Annotated in this window: 24 protein-coding genes; 10 read left to right on the plus strand and 14 right to left on the minus strand. The window is 62.7% G+C overall.

From position 1 onward, the window contains the following. Window positions 1-15 precede the first annotated feature (15 nt). From ASC93_RS22905 to ASC93_RS31115, 5 genes are all read left to right on the plus strand, one after another. Complete coding sequence (locus ASC93_RS22905; protein WP_157202087.1) at window positions 16-435, plus strand: hypothetical protein; 420 nt, start codon at window positions 16-18, stop codon at window positions 433-435. A 36-nt stretch (window positions 436-471) separates the two neighbouring features. Beyond that, on the plus strand, window positions 472-1482 hold the full coding sequence (locus ASC93_RS22910) for a DUF6492 family protein (RefSeq protein WP_157202088.1): 1011 nt from the start codon (window positions 472-474) through the stop codon (window positions 1480-1482). 3 nt (window positions 1483-1485) lie between these two features. After that, window positions 1486-2367, plus strand: a complete 882-nt coding sequence (locus ASC93_RS22915) for a hypothetical protein (protein WP_056447908.1) — start codon at window positions 1486-1488, stop codon at window positions 2365-2367. Then, window positions 2364-3320 (plus strand): UDP-glucuronic acid decarboxylase family protein, encoded by a 957-nt coding sequence (locus tag ASC93_RS22920; protein ID WP_229412841.1) that lies wholly within the window; start codon window positions 2364-2366, stop codon window positions 3318-3320. The genes ASC93_RS22915 and ASC93_RS22920 overlap by 4 nt, the downstream gene beginning before the upstream one ends. A 342-nt stretch (window positions 3321-3662) precedes the next feature. Next, a complete protein-coding gene (locus ASC93_RS31115) occupies window positions 3663-3866 on the plus strand; it encodes a hypothetical protein (protein ID WP_157202089.1) in 204 nt (67 codons plus the stop codon). Window positions 3867-4681: 815 nt separating this feature from the next. On the opposite strand, the gene ASC93_RS22925 is transcribed toward ASC93_RS31115, so the two are convergent. The 5 genes from ASC93_RS22925 to ASC93_RS22945 all read right to left on the minus strand — a co-directional run bounded on the left by ASC93_RS22925 (window position 4682) and on the right by ASC93_RS22945 (window position 10565). Next, window positions 4682-5788: a glycosyltransferase gene (locus ASC93_RS22925; protein WP_056447911.1), complete on the minus strand. Its 1107-nt coding sequence runs from the start codon at window positions 5786-5788 to the stop codon at window positions 4682-4684. A gap of 45 nt (window positions 5789-5833) precedes the next feature. Continuing rightward, window positions 5834-7924, minus strand: a complete 2091-nt coding sequence (locus ASC93_RS22930) for a M13 family metallopeptidase (protein WP_056447914.1) — start codon at window positions 7922-7924, stop codon at window positions 5834-5836. A 192-nt stretch (window positions 7925-8116) separates the two neighbouring features. Beyond that, on the minus strand, window positions 8117-8611 hold the full coding sequence (locus tag ASC93_RS22935) for a porin family protein (protein WP_056447917.1): 495 nt from the start codon (window positions 8609-8611) through the stop codon (window positions 8117-8119). 145 nt (window positions 8612-8756) lie between these two features. After that, window positions 8757-9863: an S-(hydroxymethyl)glutathione dehydrogenase/class III alcohol dehydrogenase gene (locus ASC93_RS22940; protein ID WP_056447920.1), complete on the minus strand. Its 1107-nt coding sequence runs from the start codon at window positions 9861-9863 to the stop codon at window positions 8757-8759. A 63-nt stretch (window positions 9864-9926) separates the two neighbouring features. Then, window positions 9927-10565: an ANTAR domain-containing response regulator gene (locus ASC93_RS22945; RefSeq protein WP_056447923.1), complete on the minus strand. Its 639-nt coding sequence runs from the start codon at window positions 10563-10565 to the stop codon at window positions 9927-9929. A gap of 364 nt (window positions 10566-10929) precedes the next feature. Between ASC93_RS22945 and ASC93_RS22950 the strand changes: the two genes are divergently transcribed. From ASC93_RS22950 to ASC93_RS22960, 3 genes are all read left to right on the plus strand, one after another. Then, the gene (locus ASC93_RS22950; protein WP_229412842.1) at window positions 10930-12477 is read left to right on the plus strand and encodes a S8 family serine peptidase; all 1548 of its coding nucleotides are present in this window, start codon (window positions 10930-10932) and stop codon (window positions 12475-12477) included. A gap of 124 nt (window positions 12478-12601) precedes the next feature. After that, window positions 12602-15400: a valine--tRNA ligase gene (locus ASC93_RS22955; RefSeq protein ID WP_056447930.1), complete on the plus strand. Its 2799-nt coding sequence runs from the start codon at window positions 12602-12604 to the stop codon at window positions 15398-15400. A gap of 86 nt (window positions 15401-15486) precedes the next feature. Beyond that, window positions 15487-16023, plus strand: coding sequence for a DinB family protein (locus ASC93_RS22960; protein WP_056447933.1), 537 nt, complete (start codon window positions 15487-15489; stop codon window positions 16021-16023). On the opposite strand, the gene ASC93_RS31785 is transcribed toward ASC93_RS22960, so the two are convergent. Then, window positions 15933-16592, minus strand: a complete 660-nt coding sequence (locus ASC93_RS31785) for a PEP-CTERM sorting domain-containing protein (RefSeq protein WP_056447936.1) — start codon at window positions 16590-16592, stop codon at window positions 15933-15935. The two genes, ASC93_RS22960 and ASC93_RS31785, sit on opposite strands and share 91 nt — an antisense overlap. A gap of 210 nt (window positions 16593-16802) precedes the next feature. Between ASC93_RS31785 and ASC93_RS22970 the strand changes: the two genes are divergently transcribed. Then, a complete protein-coding gene (locus ASC93_RS22970) occupies window positions 16803-17258 on the plus strand; it encodes a DUF2147 domain-containing protein (protein WP_056447940.1) in 456 nt (151 codons plus the stop codon). 141 nt (window positions 17259-17399) lie between these two features. Beyond that, entirely contained in the window at window positions 17400-17807 is a 408-nt protein-coding gene (locus tag ASC93_RS22975; protein ID WP_056447943.1) for a hypothetical protein, read from the plus strand. 27 nt (window positions 17808-17834) lie between these two features. Here ASC93_RS22975 and ruvB read toward each other — a convergent pair whose 3' ends face one another. The 8 genes from ruvB to ASC93_RS23015 form a co-directional block, all read right to left on the minus strand. Continuing rightward, window positions 17835-18902, minus strand: coding sequence for a Holliday junction branch migration DNA helicase RuvB (ruvB, locus tag ASC93_RS22980; protein WP_056447946.1), 1068 nt, complete (start codon window positions 18900-18902; stop codon window positions 17835-17837). Between the two features lie 137 nt (window positions 18903-19039). After that, window positions 19040-19618: a Holliday junction branch migration protein RuvA gene (gene ruvA / locus ASC93_RS22985; RefSeq protein ID WP_056447949.1), complete on the minus strand. Its 579-nt coding sequence runs from the start codon at window positions 19616-19618 to the stop codon at window positions 19040-19042. A 16-nt stretch (window positions 19619-19634) separates the two neighbouring features. Next, window positions 19635-20180: a crossover junction endodeoxyribonuclease RuvC gene (gene ruvC / locus ASC93_RS22990; RefSeq protein ID WP_056447952.1), complete on the minus strand. Its 546-nt coding sequence runs from the start codon at window positions 20178-20180 to the stop codon at window positions 19635-19637. Between the two features lie 226 nt (window positions 20181-20406). Next, on the minus strand, window positions 20407-21993 hold the full coding sequence (purH, locus tag ASC93_RS22995; RefSeq protein ID WP_056447954.1) for a bifunctional phosphoribosylaminoimidazolecarboxamide formyltransferase/IMP cyclohydrolase: 1587 nt from the start codon (window positions 21991-21993) through the stop codon (window positions 20407-20409). 95 nt (window positions 21994-22088) lie between these two features. Further along, window positions 22089-22322 carry a helix-turn-helix domain-containing protein gene (locus ASC93_RS23000; RefSeq protein WP_056447956.1) on the minus strand — a complete coding sequence of 78 codons (234 nt, stop codon included), beginning with the start codon at window positions 22320-22322 and terminating at the stop codon, window positions 22089-22091. A gap of 75 nt (window positions 22323-22397) precedes the next feature. Next, the gene (gene dusB / locus ASC93_RS23005) at window positions 22398-23420 is read right to left on the minus strand and encodes a tRNA dihydrouridine synthase DusB (protein WP_082548281.1); all 1023 of its coding nucleotides are present in this window, start codon (window positions 23418-23420) and stop codon (window positions 22398-22400) included. Between the two features lie 130 nt (window positions 23421-23550). Beyond that, window positions 23551-24225 carry a histidine phosphatase family protein gene (locus tag ASC93_RS23010; RefSeq protein WP_056447961.1) on the minus strand — a complete coding sequence of 225 codons (675 nt, stop codon included), beginning with the start codon at window positions 24223-24225 and terminating at the stop codon, window positions 23551-23553. An 81-nt stretch (window positions 24226-24306) separates the two neighbouring features. Next, entirely contained in the window at window positions 24307-24981 is a 675-nt protein-coding gene (locus ASC93_RS23015; protein ID WP_056447963.1) for a YbhB/YbcL family Raf kinase inhibitor-like protein, read from the minus strand. Window positions 24982-25007 lie beyond the last annotated feature (26 nt).

Raw genomic sequence — 25007 nt, forward strand, 5'->3', positions numbered from 1 at the left:
AGACGAGACCAAGCCATGTACCCAGTCCCACCTCCCGAATTCGGCATCGCATTGGAACTGATCAGCCGCCTGAACACGCCGCTCAATCCGCCGCTGCTGGGCAGTCTCCGGAACGCGGCATACGCCGGGACGCTGACGATCCTGCGCAGCGCGAAGAACGACCCCGTCGGCTTCGTCTGCTGGGCGGGCGTCAACAAGGACAGCGTACGGATCGCGGATCAGTTCAACCTCTTTCCCTCGCATTTCTGGGAATTCAAGGAGGGCAGGATCGCATTGGTGCTCTTCGTGTTCTTCGCGTACCCCTTCAACGAAGAGGCGCGCACCGCATTCACGGCGTTCCTGAACTCGCGCCGCGCGGTCTACTTCACGAAAAAGAACAGGAAGCGCCTGGCGATCCGGACATCCAGGGGTTTCAGGTACGCCAAAGTCAACTAAGCGCACGGAACGACATTGAACCGATCCGACTACGACATGAAACTCTCCTTCGTCATGCCCTTCACCTTGCGGGAACCGTTGACCGGCGCTTCCTGCTGGAGAAGCGAAGTGAACGAGGATTGCGTGGCACGCTTCACGCTGTTCCTGCGCTCCTTCCTGCATATGTTCCGGCAGGACGACCTGTGCGAGTTCATCGTCGTGTGCCCTGCCGGCCAATGCGCGGCGGTGCGCGACATCATGTCGACCGCGACATGCGACCCGCGCTATATCGTGGTTGCGGAATCCGACGTCGCCCCCGGCGTCGACGCGATATTGAAAGCGGATGCGGAGGGGCGCGGCGGGTGGTATGCGCAGCAAATCGTCAAGCTGGCCGCGCATCGGATCGTCAAGACGCCGCATTATGTTGTCCTGGACAGCGACCTGGTTTGCATCCGCCCCTGCGGCCATGCCAGCTTTATCGCAGGAGGCCGCCTGCTGCTCAACGTCGAATCCGTCGAGGATTATGCGCGGCTCTATACCGGCGGCTTCGCCAGCAAGGAAATCGGCATCAAGAGCGAACGGCGCGTGCAATCGCTGCGCATCCTCGGCAGGGATACCGGGAACGCGAATCATGCAACGTTCTACGGCGAAACGCCCGTCATACTTTCCGCGCCCCACGTGGCGTCCATGCTGCGGGACCTCGAGCGCAGCCATGGCAAGGATTGGACCACCGTACTGACCGAACAATGCGGCTGGACGGAATACGGCTTGTATTTCGGTTACCTGGATGCCCTCGGCCTCACGGATACGGTGTATCGCCCGGCCGGCAGTGACGCGATCCTGAGCCTGGAAAAATCGGTCTGGCAGGAGACGTCCAATTACCGCTCCGTGCGCGCCTACGACTACGCGCACTTTTTTTGCGACGACCGGGGCTACTTCGTCGCTATCCAGTCGTGGATTCCCAAAACGTCCTGGTTGCCACCGCGCTACGGGTCGAGGCTCGAATTTTATCGCGACATGGAGCAATGGATCATGGGGCAAACCAGCAAAACCTTGAATATTAATTAAATCATGGACGACATCAAAATCGCACGCGGCGTATATTTTCTCGCCAATAACCGGGTCTTCGAACAGGTGATCGCATTCCTGCGAAGCTTTCGTACCCACAACCCCACGATTCCCTTGTGCCTGATTCCTTTCGACAGCGACTTCGACAGGATAGCCGCGCTCAAGGATACGTATTCCTTTTCCATCTTCGACGATCCCGCCCTGCTCGCCAGTTGCGATGCCATCAGCGAGAAATTCCACGGCCGCGTGATCGGCGCCTACCGCAAACTCGTCGCGTGGGAAGGCAAGTTCGAAACCTTCGCGTATATCGATGTCGATACCGTCGTGCTTGATTCGGTGGATTTCGCATTCGATCACCTGAAGTACGGCCCTTACATGGCGTCGCACTCGAACATCGAGGCTATCCGGCGCTGGGTATGGAAAGACAACGTCCATGCAACCCATCTGCTGACGCCACCCCAGATCGCCTACGCGGCCAATACGGGTTTCTTTGTCAGCGTACGCGGCCTGTTCCCCATGAAGCACGCTCTGGCAAAAGTCAATGCGGCGTTGGAACTCAAGGACTGCATGGAACTGCATTGCATGGAGCAGCCTTTCCTGAATTACCTCGTCGTCACCTCCGGCTATTCCTATGCGAGCCTCCTGACGCTGCGCTTGATGGGCATTGCCCCGACAGCGAAGCTGGAATGGTGGGGAGGACAAGAAGGGGCAACGGTAGATAACGGAAAACTCTACCCGCCCGGCGGCGAGCCGATCTTCCTGGTGCATTGGGCGGGCATCTGGCAGGAAGCCAGCGCATCCGGCAAGAGCCTTCCTTACCAGGCATTGTGGGACTTCTACCGCCGTCCGGAAATCCCGGCCGATATTTTCACGACAAATCCATGAAGCCCATGCACACCATGGAAAGAATCCTCGTAACGGGAGGGGCCGGGTTCCTCGGAAGCCATTTATGCGATCGCCTGGTCGCAAGCGGCGCCGATGTTCTGTGTGTCGATAACTTATTTACCGGCAGTAAAGCGAACATCGCCCATCTGATCGGCAAGCCCACATTCGAATTGATGCGGCATGACGTGACCTTTCCACTATACGTGGAAGTGGACAAGATCTATAACCTGGCTTGTCCAGCCAGCCCGGTGCACTATCAGCACGATCCGGTGCAGACCACGAAGACCAGCGTACACGGCGCAATCAACATGCTGGGACTGGCCAAGCGCGTCAAGGCACGCATCCTGCAGGCGTCGACGAGCGAAGTTTACGGCGATCCCGAAGTGCATCCGCAGCCGGAGGACTATCTCGGACGCGTCAATCCGATCGGTATCCGTTCCTGTTACGACGAGGGCAAGCGCTGCGCCGAGACGTTGTTCTTCGATTACTGGCGCCAACACGAACTGCGCATCAAGGTCATCCGCATTTTCAATACCTATGGACCGCGCATGCACCCGAACGACGGGCGCGTGGTGAGCAATTTCATCGTGCAGGCCTTGCAGGGTAAAGACATCACCCTGTATGGCGATGGCCAGCAGACCAGGAGCTTCTGCTATGTCGACGACCTGATCGACGCGATGGTCGCCATGATGGAGACCCGCGACCACATTACCGGCCCATTCAACGTCGGGAATCCCTTCGAATTCACCATGCTGGAATTGGCCGAGTTGACGCTCAAGCTGACCGGTTCGAAATCCAGGCTGACGTTTCTGCCATTACCTCAGGACGATCCGCGGCGGCGCAAACCGGATATCGGAGCAGCGAGGGAAATGCTGGGCTGGAAACCCAAGGTCGGGCTGGAAGATGGGCTCCGGGAAACCGTGAATTACTTCAAGCGGACACTCCTGGTTTAAGACAACTCGCCAGGCCAGCCATCTGGCGCCGGTATCAGTTGTTAAGCCAAGAAAGCTGTTTTATTTTTTTGTAAGCGCCATAAAAAATACACAAGGTCGCGGATAAACTTTGATAAATTTTGATAGATTCTGATGGGTTGTCCGCGAGCCTCAGGCGCGTAATGTGATGTTTTGATATATTTGGCGAATATTTTCCGCAAAAATATTCGCGCATATGGAATTCCTGGTCGAATTAGACTGCATGAATTCAGGATTGATTAACTTAATCGAGTTGACATGGGTTTTAAATAATGAGATTATTTATTGCCGCGACAAAGCGGCATTTCAATTTTGGAGAGAAAAATGCAAGATCTGAGCTTTGATGAAATTTCAATGGTTTGTGGCGCTGATCGTGGAGACGCTACTGCAGGCGGAGCGGTTGCTGGAGCAGTCTTCGGTGGCGCAGCGGCTGGCGCAGAATACGGTGTTTGGGGCGGAGCGGGCGGCGTGATTGCCGGGGCAATCATTGGTGGCGCTATCGGCTACATCGCCTATTCCATGGGCTAATAGATTCACCGGCCCGTCTCGTTTGACGGGCCGTTTTCAGCTTTAATTTAGCAAGACAATGTCTTTTAATGTGCGCAGCAGACATTAAATAACTTATTGATGTTTTTTGGCTTGGCTGCCTCTGAATTCGCTATGGCAACTTGAAATTTTCGAAAAGAGAAATCTCAATACTGATCGTAATAATTTATCGTGCAGCCTGTAGCGGCGGCAGCGGATTTTTTATAGAATGACATGGAAAAATGGCTTATTCCAGGCGCATGCCAAATAGCCGCTGCGAAGAATATGGGTTAGGTTGCCATTATTACCACAGCAATGGATCGATGGCGACGTCGTGTTTGGATGAAGCTGTTTAGTGACCTACATGCACAGATTCTTCCTCCCCTGTATTGTTATGCCTGAAATTATTCGGCGCGCCCGGATTTTTGGCGCGAAAAATGTAAGCTTAATTTGGTCTACAGGAGAATTTAATGCCAGCCTCTAACAATTCGAGGAATCGCAATTTCATCGGCGTTGGCATATCCCTCGGAACGGGAGTTGGCGCTGCAGTTGGCATTATTACTGGCCATCTCGCACTGGGTATCAGCTCTGGAGTTGCAATTGGCTTTGTTATCGGTGTTTTGCTGTCAAAGCGACGTCGATGACGGTCTTCGTTTCCTAATCTGGACTTCCCCGTGGACTCAATCCACCCAAGTTGCTGACTGCAAGACGGTCGCCGTCACGTGATGACTCAATGAGGTACTACGCTTGATCGCCCATGCTGGCGGCTTCCTGGCATGAAACGGCTCAACGTACTTCAAGAAACATGAACTGATCGCCTATCTCCAGTCCACTGGTTTCAAATCCGTGCACTCAGCAGAGTGGCGCACCGCTCGACGAGATCCCGATTCGAGCAATTCGTCCAACAAGTCAATCTGCGTCGCAACCTGGATCTCATGTCTCGCCGCATGGGCCAATGCCGCGTCGGAAAGACGCTGCCATTCCCGCTGGTCGCGCCATAGCAGGTCGAGTGCATCGTTCCATACGGACAGCGGAGCGTCCGGAGGCAGGCGGATGCCTCCCGGGCCGATGGACTCGCTCAGTCCGCCGATTTCGCTGCCGATGACCGGGATGCCGCTGCATTGCGCTTCCGACGCCACCATGCCCCACGCTTCTTCCGCCTGGCTCGGAACCAGCAGCACGCGGGTATTGCGGTAGATCTTCCTGGGGTCGAGCACGGACCGGTGCCATTCGATATTCCCCGATGCCAGGGCCTGTTTCTTTATGCTCGTTAAATCAACGGACCAGGATTCGTAGAAGGCGAAGGGAATGTCCTTGCGCGCCTGCGCCATTGCCAGAGCGAGCGGCCCGCCTTTCGATTCGTAGGGGTTGACCAGGACGACCCTGGTGCCGGCCGCGGGAACTCTGCACCGCTGCGGATCGATGGGTGGCCGGACGATCGTCGACGGCAATCCGAACGTGTCGTACAGGCGCTTCGCCGTGAACCTGGAGTTCGTGACGAAGCGCGCGCCCTCGAGCGTCCTGAGGTCGCCATGGCCGGGAAACCAGACGTCCTTCACCGAATAGATGACCTCGATCCCCATCCGGATGGCTTGCCGGCATAGCGCCACGGATCCCGATCCGGTGCCGGCGGCAAACAAGACATCGGGCCTGAAACGCGAAGCCGCCTCCTGCAGCCCCTGTTCGATATCCGTGCCCCGGAAGCAGGGATAACCCATGTGGTGGTCGACCGGAAAGGCCTGGCGCAGGACACGACCCGCGACCTTGTTGCGCAATCCCGTCCACCCCGCGTCCTTCAGCGTCGCCAGCACCGCGACCGCGTGCCCTCGTTGCTGCAGGCCTGTCGCGAAGTGGTGCAGGGACCACTCGGAACCGCCTACCGATTGAGGAAGATAGCCACCGTTGATGGCGAAGAGGATTCTCATGTCAGCGTGGCGCAGTCCCGATTACGTCCATCCGGCGGGTCCGGCTCACCACACCCTGCACCGTTTCTCCTTCACCATCGGCTGCCCCGCCTTGCACTGGAACGCCTGCTGGAACTGCGGCATGTTCACCATCAGCCCGTTGACGCGGTAGCGGCCCGGCGAGTGCGGGTCCGTCATCGCGCTCACGCGCAGGTTTTCCGGGCGATCGTTTTCGCAAGCCCATTGCGCGTAGCCGACAAAGAAGCGCTGCTCCGGCGTCAATCCGTCACGCAGCGGCTGCGGCTGGGCTTTCTGCGGCATGCTCGCCATCTCCGTCTGCCACGCCATCCAGCCGAGGATCAAGCCGCCCAGGTCGGCGACGTCCTCGCCCAGGGTGAGCTTGCTGTTGATCTTGATGTCGTCCACCACCGTGTACTTGGCGTACTGGTCGACGACGCACTGGGCCCGCTCCTCGAAGGCCTTGGCATCCTTCTTCGTCCACCAGTCCTTGAGGTTGCCGTTGGCGTCGAACTGGCGCCCCTCGTCGTCGAAGGCGTGGGTCAGCTCGTGGCCGATGGTGCCGCCCGTGTTGCCGTAGTTGGGCGCGTCGTCCATCTTCGGGTCGAACAGCGGCGGCTGCAGCACGCCGGCCGGGAAGTTGATGTCGTTCATCTGCGGATCGAAGTACGCGTTCACCGTCGGCGGCGTCATGCCCCATTCCGTGCGGTCGAGCGGCTTGCCGATCTTGGCCAGCTGGCGGCGCGCCTCGAACTCGTTGCCGCGTTCGACGTTGCCGGCGAAGTCGCCCGGCTTGACGACGTAGGCGCCATAGTCGCGCCACTTGTCCGGGTAGCCGATCTTGTTGACGATCGCGGCCAGTTTCTTTTGCGCCTGCTGCTTCGTCTCCGCGCTCATCCAGTCGAGTTCGTCGATGTCCCGCTTCATCGCGTCTTCGATCTGGCGCGTCATGTGCAGCGCCTTTTCCTTGAGCTCCGGGGAAAACGCGCGGCTGACGAATTCCTGGCCCAGCGCCTCGCCCAGCTGATGGTCGACGAGGGCCACGCAGCGCTTCCAGCGCGGTTGCTGCTGCTGCACGCCGCGCAGGGTCTTGCTGAAGAAATCGAAGTGTTCGTTGTCGAAATTCGACGCCAGCAGCGGCGACATATTGCGCGCCACGTGCCAGCGCAGGTAGGTGCGCGTGGCATCGACGTCGCTCGTCTTCCACATCTTGCCGAGCGCCTTGAAGAACGCGGGTTCCGTGACGTTGAACGTCGTCAGGTTCCCCTCCCCCAGTTCGTCCAGGTAGGCGTGCCAGTCGAAGGCCGGCGTCAACGCCTGCAGGCCTTTGACATCGACCTTGTGGAACAGTTTATACGGATCGCGTTTGTCCACGGACGACAGCGACGCCTGCGCGAGCGCCGTCTCCATCTGCATCACGCGCGCGGCGTTGCGCTGCGCCTGGGCGGGCGCGTCGCCCAGCAGCTTGAACGTGTTGGCGATGTGGGTCACGTACTTGGCGCGGATCTCTTTCGACTTGGCGTCCGTCTTGAGATAGGAATCGCGGTCCGGCAGGCCGAGGCCGCCGGCGAACGCGAACGCGATCACGCGCGAGGAATCCGCGAAATCCTGGCTCGACGAGAAGCCGAAGAACAGGCCCGGATCGGCCAGCGCCAGTTGCAGGCGCGCCAGCACGCGCGGCAGGTCGCGGTTCGAATGCAGCTGCGCGATCGCGTCGAAATACGGCTTCAGCGGCGCGGCGCCGCGCGCATCGATGGCCTTCTCGTCCATGCAGGCGCCGAAGTAATCGCCGATCTTTTGCTGGTTCGCGTTGCGGCCGTCCTGGCGCTTCGACAGGTCTTCGAGGATGCCCCACAGGTAGCGGCGGTTGTCCAGCGCCAGCTTGCCGTACACCGACCAGCGTGCCTGGTCGGCCGGGATCGGGTTGTTCTTGATCCAGCCGCCGCAGGCATATTGGTAAAAGTCGACGCAGGGGTCGGCCTTGCGGTCCATCGCGTTCACGTCCAGGCCCGGCGTGTACGGGAATGCGGTGGCGGGACGCTCGGCAGCCGGCGCAGCCGCGGGTGGGTGGTCCTGGGCGGCGGCGGCGAAGGTCGTGCCGGCCAGGGCCAGGAGAAGTGCGAGGCGGACTGGGCGCATGCGGTATCCGAATTAATAAAACGTTAAAACGGCATCGTGCCACACTGGAATCGGCACAGCAATATATGCATGTCGATGTATCGTCCGCGGCCGAATACGGTTCGGCATCCCATCAATAAAAACGGCATATATTCCGTTTCCGAAATACATGCCGCTCGTAATCACCGCCGGATAATCCGCCCGGCGCGTCGATCAGAATTTGAAAACGATACCGACGCCGTAATTGGTCGAATCGCTGGACGGTTTCTGCGCTTCCACACGACCGGAAATGGTCGGGGTGAAGTTGTAATTCAGGCCGACGCCATACAGGGCGCCGTTGGTGTCGTCACCGTACCTGGCGCCGCCGTACGACGCTTCGGCGCGCAGCGAGTTGTAGCCGAGGCGGCCGTAGATGTCGAATTGCGGGGTCAGCGGGTAGGAACCGACGACGGAGACATGGGTCTGCTTGGCGGTCACCTCGACGGGGCCGAAGTCCCAGCTGCCCAGTTGGCGATAGCCCAGCTCGACGGCGACGAAGCGGTTGAAGCCGTAGCCCAGGAAGCCGCCGACGCCGGTTTTGCTGTCGTCGAGGTTGTCGATCTTGGTCGAGCCGACGTCCAGGCCGGCGTAATAGCCGGTCGGTGCCGCGGCGAACGACGACGATGCCGCCAGCGCCAGCGTGGCGGCGATTGCGAATTTCTTGAACATATTATTTCCGATCTCTTTATCTTGATTTATTTCCGCAATGGCCAAAGCGCGATCGCGGGCCGGAAATTATACAAGAAACAATATATTCGCACGCCGATATGACACATATGCCCGCAGCGCTTGCGGCGCCGCGGGCATGGCAGGATCAGTAGACGACGACGGAGCGGATCGACTCGCCCTTCTTCATGAGGTCGAAGCCCTCGTTGATCCGGTCGAGCGGCAGGTGGTGGGTAATCAGATCGTCGATGTTGATCTTGTTTTCCATGTACCAGTCGACGATCTTCGGCACGTCCGTGCGGCCGCGCGCGCCGCCGAACGCGGAACCTTTCCACACGCGGCCCGTGACCAGCTGGAACGGACGGGTCGCGATCTCCTTGCCCGCTTCCGCCACGCCGATGATGATCGATTGGCCCCAGCCCTTGTGGCAGCACTCCAGCGCCTGGCGCATGGTCTGGACGTTGCCGATGCATTCGAAACTGTAGTCGGCGCCGCCGTCCGTCAGCTGGACGATCGTGTCGACGACGTTCTCGACGTTCTTCGGATTGACGAAATGGGTCATGCCGAACTTGCGCGCCATGTCTTCGCGGCCGGGGTTGAGGTCCACGCCGATGATCTTGTCGGCGCCGACCATCTTCGCCGCCTGGATCACGTTCAGGCCGATGCCGCCCAGGCCGAACACGACGACGTTCGCGCCCGCCTCGACCTTCGCCGTGAAGATGACGGCGCCGATGCCCGTCGTCACGCCGCAGCCGATATAGCAGATCTTGTCGAACGGCGCATCGGAGCGGACTTTCGCCAGCGCGATTTCCGGCACCACGATGTAGTTCGAGAAGGTCGACGTCCCCATGTAGTGATAGATCGGCTTGCCGTCCAGCGAGAAGCGCGAGGTCGCATCCGGCATCAGGCCGCGGCCCTGCGTGCTGCGGATCGCCTGGCACAGATTGGTCTTTTGCGACAGGCAGAATTTGCACTGGCGGCATTCCGGCGTGTACAGCGGGATGACGTGGTCGTCCTTGCGCAGGCTCGTGACGCCCGGCCCGACGTCGACGACGACGCCGGCGCCTTCATGGCCCAGGATAGCGGGAAAGATCCCTTCCGGATCGGCGCCGGACAACGTGTAGTAATCGGTATGGCAGATGCCTGTCGCCTTGACTTCGACCAGCACCTCGCCCGCTTTCGGGCCCTCGAGCTCGACTTCCTCGATCGTCAGCGGTTTCCCTGCCTGCCATGCGATCGCTGCCTTGGTTTTCATGTTTTCTATCCCCGGAAAATGATGCAAGAAAGTTTGCCATGATACCAAGCCAGGGGCGGAACGTTATTTACCTTTCAGCCGCCCCGCGAACGCCCCATGCAGGCTGTTGAGCAATTCCTCGGCAGCGACGAGCTGTTCCGCGACTTCGTTGACCTTGCGCCGGGTCGAACGGGCGTGGTCGCGCAGCACTTCGAAGGCCGTGTTGCGGTCGGTCTGGAAGCGCGTCATCAGGAGGCCCACGGCCAGGCTCGTCTCCCGGCCCGCCGCCAGCGCGGCGTTCAGGTTCGCTTCGGTGCGGCGCAGCTGGCGGATCTCGTCGGCGCGCGCGAGCGCGGATTCGAAGGACGGCAACAGGCGCGCGGCGTCGACCGGCTTGACGACAAAGCCGACGGCGCCGTGGCTGGCGGCCTGGCGGGCCGTCTCGGCATCGTCCACCGACGACAGGAACATGAAGGCGACCGATGTGTGTTCCTTGAGACGCAGCGCCAGCTCGAGGCCGGACATGCCGGGCATGCTGATGTCCAGCAGCGCCAGCGCGATGTCGGCTTCGCGTTCGGCGACGCGCTGCAGCGCCTCCGCGGCCGAAGCGGCTTTCACGGTGTCGTAGCCGGCATGGTCCAGCACGGTCGCCAGGTAGTCGAGCAGGATCGGATCGTCGTCGACGACCAGGATCAGACGGCGGGGAGGCACAGGCGCGCTCATTGTCATGGTTCTCGCAGCGATGTGGGTGAACGCGCCCGCTGCGGCGCAAACGGTCGCACGGCGCCGAGGCGCGGCAAAAATATAGCACGTTGACAAGCCGGCTCGTCAATCGAATTCAATCGTTCTGCGCCAGCGCAACATGCGTGCGACACGAGCGCAACAGCGGGCGCGCACGATTGAAAACTAATTGCATATGTATAAGTTCTCAAAATAAACTGATTCGCGCTGCCCGATACGGGTAGCGCGATGTATCGGCTGTTAGAGGAGTACTACCACAAGCTCGCGGCCCACAAGGCTAGCGGCGATAACGATACCCTAATCAACGGAGAAAACACCGATGAATCAGAAGCAAACTCGCGCATCAATGATGGTTCCCGCCCTCGGGCTGTGCGTGGCGGCCCTTGCCGTCGCGTTCGCAGGCAGTGCATCGGCCGCGCCCGACACCACCCGCGTGATCGTCGCCTTCAAGCCGGGCTCGGCTGCCAACGTCAAATCCGCCGTCGCGGCCGCAAGGGGAGCGGTCAAGCAGGAAATCTTCAACATGAACGCGATGGCCATCGAAGTGCCGACGGCCGCGCTGCAGGGCCTGCAGCACAACCCGAACGTCGAGTACGTCGAGGAAGACGTGATCCGCAAGCCGTTCTCGCTGACGACGCCCTCCACCGGCGTGCCGTACACGAGCGGCCAGCTGGTCCCGTACGGCATCAAGCTCGTGCAGGCCGACCAGCTCGCGGACGCGAACACGAGCAACCGCAAGATCTGCATCATCGACTCCGGCGTCGACTTCAGCCATGAAGACCTGAAGGACAACGGCGCCAACGTCACCGGCGAATACGATTCCGGCACCGGCTGGTGGTACACCGACGAGACCCATCACGGCACCCACGTGTTCGGCACCATCGCGGGCGTCAACAACGGCCTGGGCGTGGTCGGCGTGAATCCGAACAAGCAGCTCAAGCTGCACATCGTGAAAGTCTTCGGCGCGGACGGCGCGTGGACGTACTCGTCGACCCTGGCCAACGCGGCCAACAAGTGCGGCGCGGCGGGCGCGAACGTCATCACGATGTCGCTGGGCGGCGGCGCGCGCAGCATCACCGAGCAGCGCGCGTTCGACAACCTGCAGACCAAGGGCGTGCTCTCCATCGCGGCGGCCGGCAACGACGGCAACTCGACGACGTCGTACCCGGCCGGCTATGCCAGCGTGATGTCGGTGGCGGCCGTGGACGAGAACAAGGTCGTCGCCTCGTTCTCGCAGTACAACAAGGACGTCGAGATCGCCGGTCCGGGCGTCTCCGTGCTGTCCACCGTCCCGATGGGCACCGGCGTCGACACGGCGCTGACGGTCGGCTCGACCAACTACGCGTCGTCGGCGATGGAAGGCTCGCCCGTCAAGACCGCCACCGCGCCGCTGGCCGACTTCGGCATCGGCGACACGGTCAACACGGCCGTCTCCGGCAAGATCTGCCTGATCCAGCGCGGCACGAACGACTTCGCGACCAAGGTCACCAACTGCCAGAACAGCGGCGGCGTGGGCGCCATCGTCTACAACAACGTGGCCGGCAGCTTCGGCGGCACGCTGGGCACGACCGTGACGACGATCCCCTCGCTGACCGCGTCCGACACGGACGGCGCCGCGATGAAGGCCCAGCTGGGGCAGACCGCGACGGTGGCCCTGAAGGCGTCGAACTACGCCTACTTCGACGGCACGTCGATGGCCACGCCGCACGTATCGGCCGTCGCCGCGCTGGTGTGGAGCTACTTCCCGACCTGCACGGGTTCCCAGATCCGCACGTCGCTGGACAACAGCGCGCTCGACCTGGGCACGGCCGGCCGCGACACCAAGTACGGCTACGGCCTGGTGCAGGCGAAGGCCGCGTACGATCGCATCAAGTCGCTGGGTTGCGGTAAATAATCGGTCGTTTCGCGGCACGACAAAGAGGCGCCACGAGCGCCTCTTTTTCGTTTACGGCCGCGTCACGCTTTACGCCGTCATCTATAATGGTCGTTTTCGCAAATACATCCACCTCAGCCACATCATGGAATTAGCCAAGTCTTTCGAGCCAGCCGACATCGAACAATTCTGGCGCACGGAATGGGAACAGCGCGGTTATTTCGCCGCCTCCATGGACGACGCCAAGCCGTCGTTCAGCATCCAGCTGCCGCCGCCGAACGTGACGGGCACCCTGCACATGGGGCACGCCTTCAATCAGACCGTCATGGATGGCCTGACGCGCTACTACCGCATGCGTGGCTTTAACACGGCGTGGATCCCGGGCACCGACCACGCCGGCATCGCCACGCAGATCGTCGTGGAGCGCCAGCTCGACGCGCAGAAAGTCTCGCGCCACGACCTCGGCCGCGAAGCCTTCGTCGAGAAGGTGTGGGAGTGGAAGGAAAAATCGGGCAGCACCATCACGGGCCAGATGCGCCGCCTGGGCGCGTCCGCCGACTGGGCCCGCGAATACTTCACGATGGACGAGCCGCGCAGCAAGACCGTCACCGAAGTCTTCGTGCGCCTGTTCGAGCAGGGCCTGATCTACCGCGGCAAGCGCCTCGTCAACTGGGACCCGGTGCTGGGCACGGCCGTCTCCGACCTGGAAGTGGTGTCGGAAGAAGAAGACGGCTCGATGTGGTACATCCAGTATCCGCTGGCGGACGGCAGCGGCCACCTGACGGTCGCGACGACGCGTCCGGAAACGATGCTGGGGGACGTCGCCGTCGCCGTCGACCCGACCGACGAACGCTACACGCACCTGCACGGCAAGATGCTGAAACTGCCGCTCGTCGGTCGCGAGATCCCGGTCATCGCCGACACCTACGTCGACAAGGCGTTCGGCACGGGCTGCGTGAAGATCACGCCCGCGCACGACTTCAACGACTACGCCGTCGGCCAGCGCCACAACCTGGCGCTGCTGTCGATCATGACGCTCGACGCCAGGATCACCGACGACGCACCGGAAGCCTACCGCGGCCTCGACCGCTTCGACGCGCGCAAGAAGATCGTCGCCGACCTCGAAGCGCAAGGCCTGCTGGAACAGGTCAAACCGCACAAGCTGCAGGTGCCGCGCGGCGACCGCACGGGTGTCATCATCGAGCCGATGCTGACCGACCAGTGGTTCGTCGCGATGAGCAAGCCGGCACCGGAAGGCACGCACAATCCGGGCAAGTCGATCACCGACGTGGCGCTGGACAAGGTCGCGAGCGGCGAAATCAAGTTCGTCCCGGAGAACTGGACGACCACGTACAACCAGTGGCTGAACAACATCCAGGACTGGTGCATCTCGCGCCAGCTGTGGTGGGGCCACCGCATCCCCGCCTGGTACGGTCCGAACGGCGAAGTCGTTGTCGCCCGCGACGAAGAAGAGGCACGGCAGAAGGCGGCCGCTAGCGGCGTCCAGGGTGAACTGAAACGCGACGACGACGTGCTCGACACGTGGTTCTCGTCCGCGCTCGTCCCGTTCTCGACGGTCGGCTGGCCGGAACAGACGAAGGACATGGACCTGTTCCTGCCCTCCTCCGTGCTGGTCACCGGCTTCGACATCATCTTCTTCTGGGTCGCGCGCATGGTCATGATGACGGCGCACTTCACCGGCAACGTCCCGTTCAAGACCGTGTACGTGCACGGTCTCGTGCGCGATTCGTCGGGCCAGAAGATGTCGAAATCGAAGGGCAACACGCTCGACCCGATCGACCTGATCGACGGCATCGACGTCGAGTCGCTCGTCACCAAGCGCACGACGGGCCTGATGAATCCGAAGGCCGCCGAGAAGATCGCGAAGGCGACGCGCAAGGAATTCCCGGACGGGATCGCGGCGTTCGGCACCGACGCCGTGCGCTTCACGATGGCGAGCTATGCCTCCCTCGGCCGCAACATCAACTTCGACCTGGGCCGCTGCGAAGGCTACCGCAACTTCTGCAACAAGCTGTGGAACGCCACCCGCTTCGTGCTGATGAACACGGAAGGCAAGGACTGCGGCAAGCCGGACGCCGCCGACTATTCCCCGGCCGACCGCTGGATCGTCTCGCGCCTGAACCGCGTCGAGCTGGACGTGGCGAAGGGCTTCGAGGACTACCGCTTCGACAACATCGCCAATTCGATCTACAGCTTCGTGTGGGACGAGTACTGCGACTGGTACCTGGAGCTCGCCAAGGTGCAGGTCCAGCAAGGCACCGAGGCGCAACAGCGCGCCACCCGCCACACGCTGCTGCGCGTGCTGGAAGTCGTGCTGCGTCTCGCGCACCCGATCATCCCGTTCGTCACCGAGGCCTTGTGGCAGGCCGTGGCGCCGCTGGCAGGCAAAACCGGCGACACCATCATGCTGCAACCGTACCCGATCGCCAACGAAGCGCTGATCGATGCGGATGCGGAAGCCTGGATGGAGCAGTTCAAGAAGGTCACCGACGCCACCCGCAACCTGCGCGGCGAAATGAAGCTGTCGCCGTCCGTGCGCGTGCCGCTGATCGTCGAGCCGGCGAACGATGCCGACCGCGCGGCTGCCCAGGGCTTCGCGCCGTACGTCGCCCTGCTGGCCAAGTTGTCCGAGGTGCAGATCGTCGACGCGCTGCCGGATTCGCCTGCCGCCGTCGCCATCGTCGGCACGACCAAGCTGATGCTGAAGGTCGAGATCGACGTCGGCGCCGAGCGCGAGCGCCTGAAAAAGGAAATCGCGCGCATCGAAGGCGAGATCGGCAAGGCCAACGGCAAGCTGTCCAGCGAAAGCTTCGTCGCGCGCGCGCCCGCGGCCGTCGTCGCCCAGGAACGCGAGCGCCTGGAAAACTTCAGCGCCACGCTGTCCAAGCTGAACGAGCAGTTCGCCAAGCTGCCGCCGGCCTGATGCCGCAAGGCCCACGCTGACGCAGTCCGCGAAACAATGCGCCGGTTCACGCCGGCGCATTTTTTTCACCCGCATTCGATCAACCCATGAACAACACGTCGCACTTTCCCCAACTGGCCACCTACAACCAGTGGATGAACCGGAAGCTGTACGACGCGGCGGCCGCCCTGCCGGCGGACCGGCTGCACGAAGACCGGGGCGCGTTCTTCGGTTCGGTGTTCGGCACGCTCAACCACCTCGTGATCGCGGACCTCATCTGGTTCAAGCGCATCGCCGCCAACCTGCCCGGCTTCGCATCGCTGCGATGCCTGGACGATTTGCCGCGACCGGCGTCCCTCGACCAGCGCCTGTGCGCCACCCTGCCCGAGCTGGACGGCCTGCGGACCAGGCTGGACGCGGCCATCATCGCGTTCTGCGACGAAGTCCGGCCGTCCCAGCTGGAAGGGCCGTTCGAATACACGTCCACGAAAGGCGTCACGAGCAGGAAGCGGCTGGGCGACGTCCTCCTGCACGTGTTCAATCACCAGACGCATCACCGGGGCCAGGCGACGACGCTGTTCTCGCAGATGGGCGTCGACGTCGGCGTGACCGACCTCCTGCTGCTGGTGCCGAACGTGGACTGACGCGCACGGCGCGCGCGCAGCAGCAGCCCGGCCAGTCCCAGGCCCAGCATCGCGGCCTGCGCCGGTTCGGGCGCCGGCGAAATATTCGTCACGATATTGTCGATTTGCCCCCACTGCTCGTCCGGCGTGCTCAAGTCGCCAGGATTGTTCATATACCAGTTGACGTAACCAACGTGCTGGAACGCCGGCGACAAGGTAAACGTCGCCAGCGGCTGGTCGCCCAGGATCGTGAATGTGGCGCCCGCATCGCTGACGAAGACGGAATCGCCGCCGTCATAGTCGAAGCCGAGGAAGTCGAAGGTGCCGCCGTCCACCCGACGGATCTGGTAAGGCGACGAGCCCTCGCGGCTGTGCAGCCACAGCGAGCTCCCACCGTTATGCAGGTGGCCGCCGGGATACAGCGACGTGATGACGAAGCCCGATTCCGTGTACGAATCCGGGTAAGGTCCGTCGTCCCCGAACTGGTCGAAGGTGAGCGTCACCGTCTCGGCCGCAGCACCGGCGATGCCGCAGGCACAGCAGGCCGCGGCGATACAGTGTTTCATCCAGCCATGTTGCGTCATGCTCATGGTATCCCCCGGGACTCGTTGGCAGCGGACGACGGCCGTCCTCGCAACCAGTGTAAGGATGGGCTGCGCCGACCAATTGATGCATATCGCATAAGCTGGATCGCGCCGGCGCATTTTTTGTCGTGACAGAGGCGCTCCACGGTTTACCGCACGACCGTGCAGTTTGCTACACTGGCAGAGCAAATACCGACAATCCAATAAGGAGACACCATGCGCCCCCTGATCCACGCCGCCGCCCTCGCGGCCTTTGCCACCGTCTTCGCCGCGCCCTTGGCCTGGGCCCAGGATGCCTCGCCGGTCGGGCTGTGGAAGACCATCGACGACGCCTCCGGCAAGCCGACCGCGCTGATCCGCATCACGGAGAGCCAGGGCGAATTACGGGGCAGGATCGAAAAACTGTTCCGCACCCCGGAGGAAGAGCAGAATCCGAAATGCTCGCTGTGCCAGGGCGCGCGCAAGGACCAGCCGATCGTCGGCATGACGATCGTTTCCGGCCTCAGGAAGGACGGCGACGAATATACCGGCGGCGAGATCCTCGATCCCAAGGACGGCAAGGTGTACAAGAGCAAGCTGAGCGTGCACGAAGGCGGCAGGAAGCTCGAAGTGCGGGGCTATGTCGGCGTGCCGATGTTCGGGCGCTCGCAGGTCTGGCTGCGCCAGGAATAACGACGATTGTAAATACGAAGTTTGCGCATCGTGCGCGCCATAACCGGAGGCGTTATGCTAATCTGGTCGATGTTTCATTCATCACACATGGCGCTGCATGACTTATCGATTTGCAATTTCGGACCGCGCGGAGACAGTACGATGATCTTCCTGCGGCTTCTGTCTTTTTTGATTGCCATCGTCATCCCGGTGGTGCCGGCGCTGGTGCTGTCCGACGACAGCACCCGCGGCATGCCCGGCTGGCCCGTGCTTGGCGGACTGTTCGGCCTGAGCCTGATTTCCGGGAGCTTCCTGTACATCGCCCTGCTGGCGCCCCGCATGCGGCGCTCCATCGCCCTGCGCGCGCTGGGCGGTCTCCTGCTGATGCTGCCGGCAGCGGTCGGCGGCGGCGTGCTGTGGCAGCGCAGCGAAGCGGAAATGCTGTGGTGCGGCGGCCTGCTGCTCGCGGCCTCCGTGCTGATGTTCATCAGTTTCGTCTTCCCCGCCACCCCGGACCGCCGCCAGCGCCCGATGCGCAAGCGCGACCGCCAGGAGCCGGCGCTGCCCTGACCCGCGCCGTCATTTATTTCGCTACAACTAGACCGGGGGCAGGTTGTCCCATAGATCGCCCGTCGGGCTGATGCGCGGCGCGGCGATGCCGAAATGGCGGTAGGCCAGCGGCGTCGCGATGCGGCCGCGCGGCGTGCGCTGCAGATAACCCTGCTGGATCAGATAGGGTTCCAGCACGTCCTCGATGGTGTCCGCCGCTTCGCCGATGGCGGCGGCCAGGTTCCCGATGCCGACCGGCCCGCCGGAGAACTTGAACAGCACCGCCTCCAGCAACTTCCTGTCCATCACGTCGAACCCGACCGTGTCCACGTCCAGCATGCGCAGCGCGCGGTCGGCCATGTCCTTGGTGATCTCGCCATTGCCCTTCACTTCCGCATAATCGCGCACGCGGCGCAGCAGGCGGTTGGCGATACGCGGGGTGCCCCGTGCGCGCTGGGCCACTTCGCGCGCGCCGTCCTGGTCGATCGGCGCTTCCAGCAGCGCGGCGCTGCGCGTGACGATCTTGGTCAATTCGTCGACGTTGTAGAACTCCAGCCGGGCGACGATGCCGAAGCGGTCGCGCAGCGGATTCGTCAGCATGCCGGCACGCGTCGTCGCGCCGACGAGCGTAAACGGCTGCAGGTCGAGCTTCACGGACCGCGCGGCCGGGCCTTCGCCGATCATGATGTCGATCTGATAGTCTTCCAGCGCCGGATACAGGATTTCCTCGACAACCGGCGACAGACGGTGGATCTCGTCGATGAACAGGACGTCGTTCGCTTCCAGGTTCGTCAGCAGCGCGGCCAGGTCGCCGGGGCGCTCCAGCACCGGGCCGGACGTCTGGCGCAGGTTGACGCCCATCTCGCGCGCGATGATGTGGGCGAGCGTCGTCTTGCCGAGGCCCGGCGGACCGAACAGCAGCGTGTGGTCGAGCGCCTCGCGGCGCTTTCTTGCCGCGTGGATGAAGATCTCGAGCTGGTCGCGGATCTTTTCCTGGCCGACGTATTCGTCCAGATGCTTGGGGCGCAACGCGCGCTCGATCGCCTCCTCGTTGGGCGAGGCCGGCGCCGCGTCGATGATGCGCTGCTCGGTGAAATTGTCGGTCTGGATGCTCATTACGTTATCTTAAATGGTGCCGGCGTTACGTAGGGTGGGCGGCCTCCGCCCACACATTCGACCGGTGGGCACGGGGTGCCCACCCTACGCAATACGGGAACGCCCGTTGGGTGGACACCGGTGCCCACCATGCCCGTTCATGCCTTCGAGAGCGCCTTCAACGCCAGCTTGATGCCGTCGGACACACCGGTCCCGGCCGGCATGTTCTTGATCGCGATCAGGGCTTCCTTGTCAGAATACCCCAAAGCCAGCAGCGCATTGAGCACGTCTGCCTGGGCGTCGTCGTGCGGCGTGCGGGCCACGGCGCCGATGTCGGCCCCCAGTTTGCCCTTCAGTTCCAGCAACAGGCGCTCGGCCGTCTTCTTGCCGATGCCCGGCACCTTGATCAGGCGGCCCGCTTCCTGCAAGGTCACGGCCTGGGCGAGGTCGGCCACCGTCATCCCGGACAGGATGGACAATGCCGTGCGCGCGCCGACGCCGGTGATCTTGATCAGCTGGCGGAACACGGCGCGCTCGTTCGACGACCCGAAGCCGAACAGCAGGTGCGCATCCTCGCGCACGACGTAGTGCGTGAAGAGCGTCACCTTCTCGCCCGTGTGCGGCAGGTTGTAGAACGTGCTCATCGGCACATCGACTTCATAGCCGACACCCTGGCAATCGACGAGCACTTGCGGCGGGTTCTTTTCCAGCAGGACTCCGGAGAGACGACCGATCATGGTGACCTTTCAATAGTTAGACGAGGCGGCCGCGCTTCATGTGCAGCGTCGGCTTTTTCGGATTGGCCGGCGCGAGCGCGCCCATCAATGCCAGCGCATCGTGACTGTTGGCATGGCAGATGGCAATGCCGAGCGCATCGGCGGCGTCCGAGCCCGGCAGGCCCGGCAGCTTGAGCAGGCGCGCGACCATCTCCTGCACCTGGGCCTTGACGGCCTTGCCGGTGCCGACGACGGCCTGCTTGACCTGCGTGGGCGTGTATTCCGCCACCTCGAGGTCGGCGCCGACGAGGGCCGTGATCGCGGCGCCGCGCGCCTGGCCGAGCAGCAGGGTCGACTGCGGATTGACGTTGACGAAGACTTTTTCGATGGCCGCGCAGGCCGGCTGGTAGGTGGCGACGATTTCGCTGACGCCGGTCAGGATGACTTTCAGACGCGGCGGCAACGCGCCTTCGCTGCCGGTCTTGATGGTGCCGGACGCGATGTAGCGCAGCCGGTTGCCTTGCTTTTCAATGACCCCGAATCCTGTCGTGCGCAGGCCGGGGTCGATGCCGAGAATAATCATTATCGAATGTTATACCGGCGAGGGTGTTTCGTGGGAAAAATACTGTGCAAAAACACAGGTCAACAGCAAAAACACATCGTGGGCTCGGGGAGCCCACCCTACCGATACTGTCGACATTGACGGGATACCGTAGGGTGGGCGGCCTCCGCCCACGCGGGACGTTCGCGTTGTGCCGGCGTCACGCGTGGGCACGGGGCGCCCACCCTACGTTCGCGCATCGTTTACATCAATGACGGAAGTGACGCGTCCCAGTATAGAGCATGACCACGCCACGTTCATCCGCCGCGTCGATCACTTCCTGGTCGCGCATCGAGCCGCCCGGATGGATCACGCAGGTCGCGCCCGCATCGACGACGACGTCGAGACCGTCGCGGAACGGGAAGAACGCGTCCGATGCCACGGCCGAGCCCGCCAGCGACAGGCCGGCGTTCTGGGCCTTGATCGACGCGATGCGCGCCGAATCGATGCGGCTCATCTGGCCCGCGCCCACGCCCAGCGTCATGCCGCCGGCGCAGAACACGATCGCGTTCGATTTCACGAACTTGGCGACGCGCCACGCGAACATCAGGTCCTGCAGCTGCTGCGGGGTCGGCTGCTTCTTCGTCACGACGCGCAAGTCATCGATGCCGACGTTCTTGGCGTCCGGCGATTGCACGAGCAGGCCGCCGCCCACGCGCTTGACGTCGTAGACGTTCAGGCCGTCACCGAGGGCGATTTCCAGCAGGCGCACGTTCTGCTTGGCGGACATGATCTGCAGCGCTTCGGCCGTGAAGGCCGGGGCGATCAGGACTTCCACGAACAGCTTGGCGACCGCTTCCGCCGCCGGGCCGTCGACCGGGACGTTGAAGGCGATGATGCCGCCGAAGGCCGACGTCGGGTCGGTCTTGAGGGCGCGCTGGTAGGCGTCCAGGGCGTCGGCGCCGATGGCCACGCCGCACGGGTTGGCGTGCTTGATGATCACGCAGCCGGCCGGCAGGTTGAAGCCACCCAGCGACTTGACGCATTCCCACGCGGCATCCGCGTCGGCGATGTTGTTGTACGACAGCTCTTTACCCTGCAGTTGGCGGTAGTTGGCCAGGCTGCCGGCGGCCGGCACGAGGTCGCGGTAGAACGCGGCCGTCTGGTGCGGGTTTTCGCCGTAGCGCATGTCCTGGACTTTTTCGAAGTGCAGGTTCAGCGTCTGCGGGTAGGCGGCGCGGTTCGTGTGATCCTTGTCCGGGCCGAGGCTGGTCAGGTAGTTCGTGATGGCGGCGTCGTATTGCGCCGTGTGCGCGAAGACTTTCTTGGCCAGGCGGAATTTCGTCTCGTAGCCCACACTGCCGGCCGCCTCGCCGGTGCCTTTCATCTCCGCCAGCACCGGACCGTAGTCGGCCGGATCGACGATGACGACGACGTCGCGGTGGTTCTTGGCCGCCGAGCGCAGCATGGTCGGCCCGCCGATGTCGATGTTCTCGATCGCGTCTTCCAGCGAGCACTGTTCCTTGGCGACGGTCGCCTGGAACGGATACAGGTTGACCACCACCATGTCAATCTCCGGAATGCCGTGCTCTTCCAGCTTGGCAACGTGTTCCGGGAAGTCGCGGCGAGCCAGGATGCCGCCGTGGACCTTCGGATGCAGCGTCTTCACGCGGCCATCGAGCATTTCCGGGAAGCCCGTGTAGTCGGCGACTTCGGTCACCGGCACACCATTGTCCTGCAGCAGTTTGGCGGTGCCGCCGGTGGACAGGATGTTCACGCCGAGGGCGGACAGCGCGCGCGCGAAATCGAGGACGCCGGTTTTGTCGGAAACGGAGATGAGTGCTTGTTTGATCATGGGAGTGGCCTGTTGAAAAAAATCTGGACGGGCTCGCGCACGCCGGACAAAGGGCCCGACGCACGCCTGCACGCCCCGGCCCCTCCGCCGGCGGCTTACAGCAGCCCGTGCTCCTGCAATTTCTTGCGCAACGTATTGCGATTAATGCCCAGCATCTGGGCAGCATGCGACTGATTGCCTTCCGCCCGCGTCATGACGACTTGCAGGATCGGCTTTTCGACGGTCAGAAGCATCATGTCGTAGATGTTCGACGGTTTTTGCTCGCCCAGGTCGTTGAAATAGTCTTCGAGGCTTTTTTGAACGACTTCCTGGATACTTTCTTTACTCATGTTGCTGCTTCATCCTGGTTGAATGCTGCTTGTGGCAGCGTTTGTCTCCGAAGTTCTTATTATTTTGACTATCTTTTAGGCGGCAATCGCAGCATCTGCATGCGCGGGCCGGTATTGTAACCGCTCGCCATACCGGTGTTGCGATTTAAAAAATTCATCGACGGCGGCCAATTGTTCGGCCGTCGATTCCATCCGGTTCATGCGCTGGCGGAATTCTTCGCCGCCGGGCAAGTCCTCGACATACCAGCCGATATGCTTGCGCGCCGTGCGTACGCCCAGGTATTCGCCATAGAAGGCGTAGTGGGCCGGCAAGTGTTCGTTCATCAGTTCGCGCACCTCGTCCACCAGCGGCGCCGGCAGGTAGTCGCCCGTGCGCAGGAAGTAATCGATTTCGCGGCAGATCCAGGGACGCCCCTGGGCGGCGCGGCCGATCATGACGGCATCGGCCCCCGTATAGTCGAGCACGAACTTCGCCTTGTCCGGCGTCGTGATGTCGCCGTTGGCCACGACGGGAATCCCGACGGCGGCCTTGACGGCGGCGATGGTGTCGTATTCCGCGTCGCCCTTGTAGCCGTCGGCGCGGGTGCGGCCGTGCAGGGTCAGCATGGCGATGCCGGCTTGCTCGGCCATTCGGGCAATGGTCAGCGCGTTCTTGTTTTCGCGGTCCCAGCCGGTGCGGAATTTCAGGGTGACGGGCACGTCGACGGCGTTCACGACGGCGTCCAGGATGCGCTGCACGAGGTCTTCATGCTGCAGCAGCGCCGAGCCGCACCAGTTGTTGCACACCTTCTTGACGGGGCACCCCATGTTGATGTCGATGATCTGGGCGCCGCGCTCGACGTTGAACCTGGCGCATTCGGCCAGGTCGTGCGGGTCGGCGCCGGCGATCTGCACGGCTTTCGGCTCCATCTCGCCCGCGTGGTCGGTACGGCGCGAACTCTTCTCGCTGGCCCACAGGCGCGGATTCGACGCCGCCATCTCGGACACCGCATAGCCCGCGCCCAGCTTCTTGCACAGTTGGCGGAACGGACGGTCGGTCACCCCGGCCATCGGGGCGACGAAGACATTATTGCGCAGCGTATAGGGACCAATTTGCACGGCAGAAAATCACGGGAAGCAACGGGAACTCGCTATTTTACCCGAAGTGCTGCTTAATTTATCAGCACATTTTTTTGCTGAATTGTTGCGCACGTACCAGAAAACACTTGCCAATTCCGCCAGCATGCCGTCAAGGCAGTTCATCCAGCACCGCGGGACGCAGATGGTCGACCTCGCCCCAGCTGTGCAATACGAGGCTGCCCGTGGCCGGCTCGAAGCGGAAACGGTTGATGCTGGCGTTATAGACCTTGAAGTCGCGCGGGGTTTCCAGCGACAGTCCGCGCGCGAGCCGGTAGGCGCATTCCAGCACGCCGCCGTGGGCGACGAGCGCGATGGTCTTGCCCGGGCAGGCCGCCGCCAGCGCCAGGATGGCGCCGGTGGCGCGATCGAAGAAGGCGCGAAAGCTCTCTCCGACATTGCGACCCGGCGGCAGGCGGGCATCGACGTCGCGCGCCTGCCAGGCGGCGAATTCGAGCGGGAAACGCTGCTCGATCTCGCTGTACAGCAAGCCTTCGAAGCCGCCGTAGCCGCGTTCGCGCAGCGCCGGTTCGATCTCCAGCGCCAGGCCGCGGGCATCGGCCACGGCCTGGGCCGTCTGGCGGGCCCGCCGCAAATCGCTCGCGACGAGGACGTCGATGGATTCCGGCGCCAGCGCGCCCGCCAGCAGCGCGGCCTGGCGCTCGCCCTCGCCGTTCAGCGGAATGTCCAGGTGGCCCTGCAGGCGGCGTTCAGCGTTCCAGGCCGTTTCGCCGTGGCGGATCAGGAGGATGTCGGTGGGTGCTGCGGATGCGTTCGTTGTCGTCATGCGGATGCGCCGCCCCGCACCGCGGAGCGATCGTTCATGGCGGCCCGGCGGACCGGGCGGCCGTAGGTAGAGTGAAACCGGTCAGGAAGGCTGGCCGGTCAGATTGCCCGCCACGTCGGGATTGAGCGAATACACGCCGAAGATCTTCGCCTCGTCCAGGATGTGCCCCGTGATGGCCAGGCGCGCTTCCTTGCCGGTGAAAGGCCCATCCAGCGGCAGCCGCGGAATGTCGAGGGCATACAGCGTGAACACATAGGTATGGACGCGCTCGTCGTTCCACGGCGGGCACGGGCCGTCGTAGCCAAAATATTCGCCGGCCATGTCGGGATCGTTCGCGAACCAGCCCGTGTAATCGTTGATGCCGTGACGCAACTGGTGCTCCGTGCCGTTCTTGATCGTGAACGGCACGAGGGGCCCGCTCTTGCCGCCCGGGGTGACCATGTCCGAGAACAGGCCTTCGGCGAAGGATTTCAGGCAGACGGGAATGTCGACCAGCGACCAGTGATAGAAATCCGTCCGCGGCAGCGTATCGGGGACGGTCCGGCCCTCCTGGTTCACGTTGCTGCCGTCCGTCGGCACGTCGAGGTCGTGCACGAGCAGCGCCAGCGACTGCGTACCGGCCGGCACGTCGTCCCAGGCGATATGCGGGCTGCGGTTGCTCGACAGCTTGATATGGGTGCCGGGGTTCATCTCGGCGAACGCACATCTGGGCGGAATCATGTCGCCCTCGGTAAAGGAATCGCTCCAGATCTTCATGATTAGTCTCCCTGCCATCCGCTCAC

Origin of the sequence: Massilia sp. Root335 (assembly GCF_001425685.1) — a bacterium.
GTDB lineage: Bacteria > Pseudomonadota > Gammaproteobacteria > Burkholderiales > Burkholderiaceae_D > Telluria > Telluria luteola.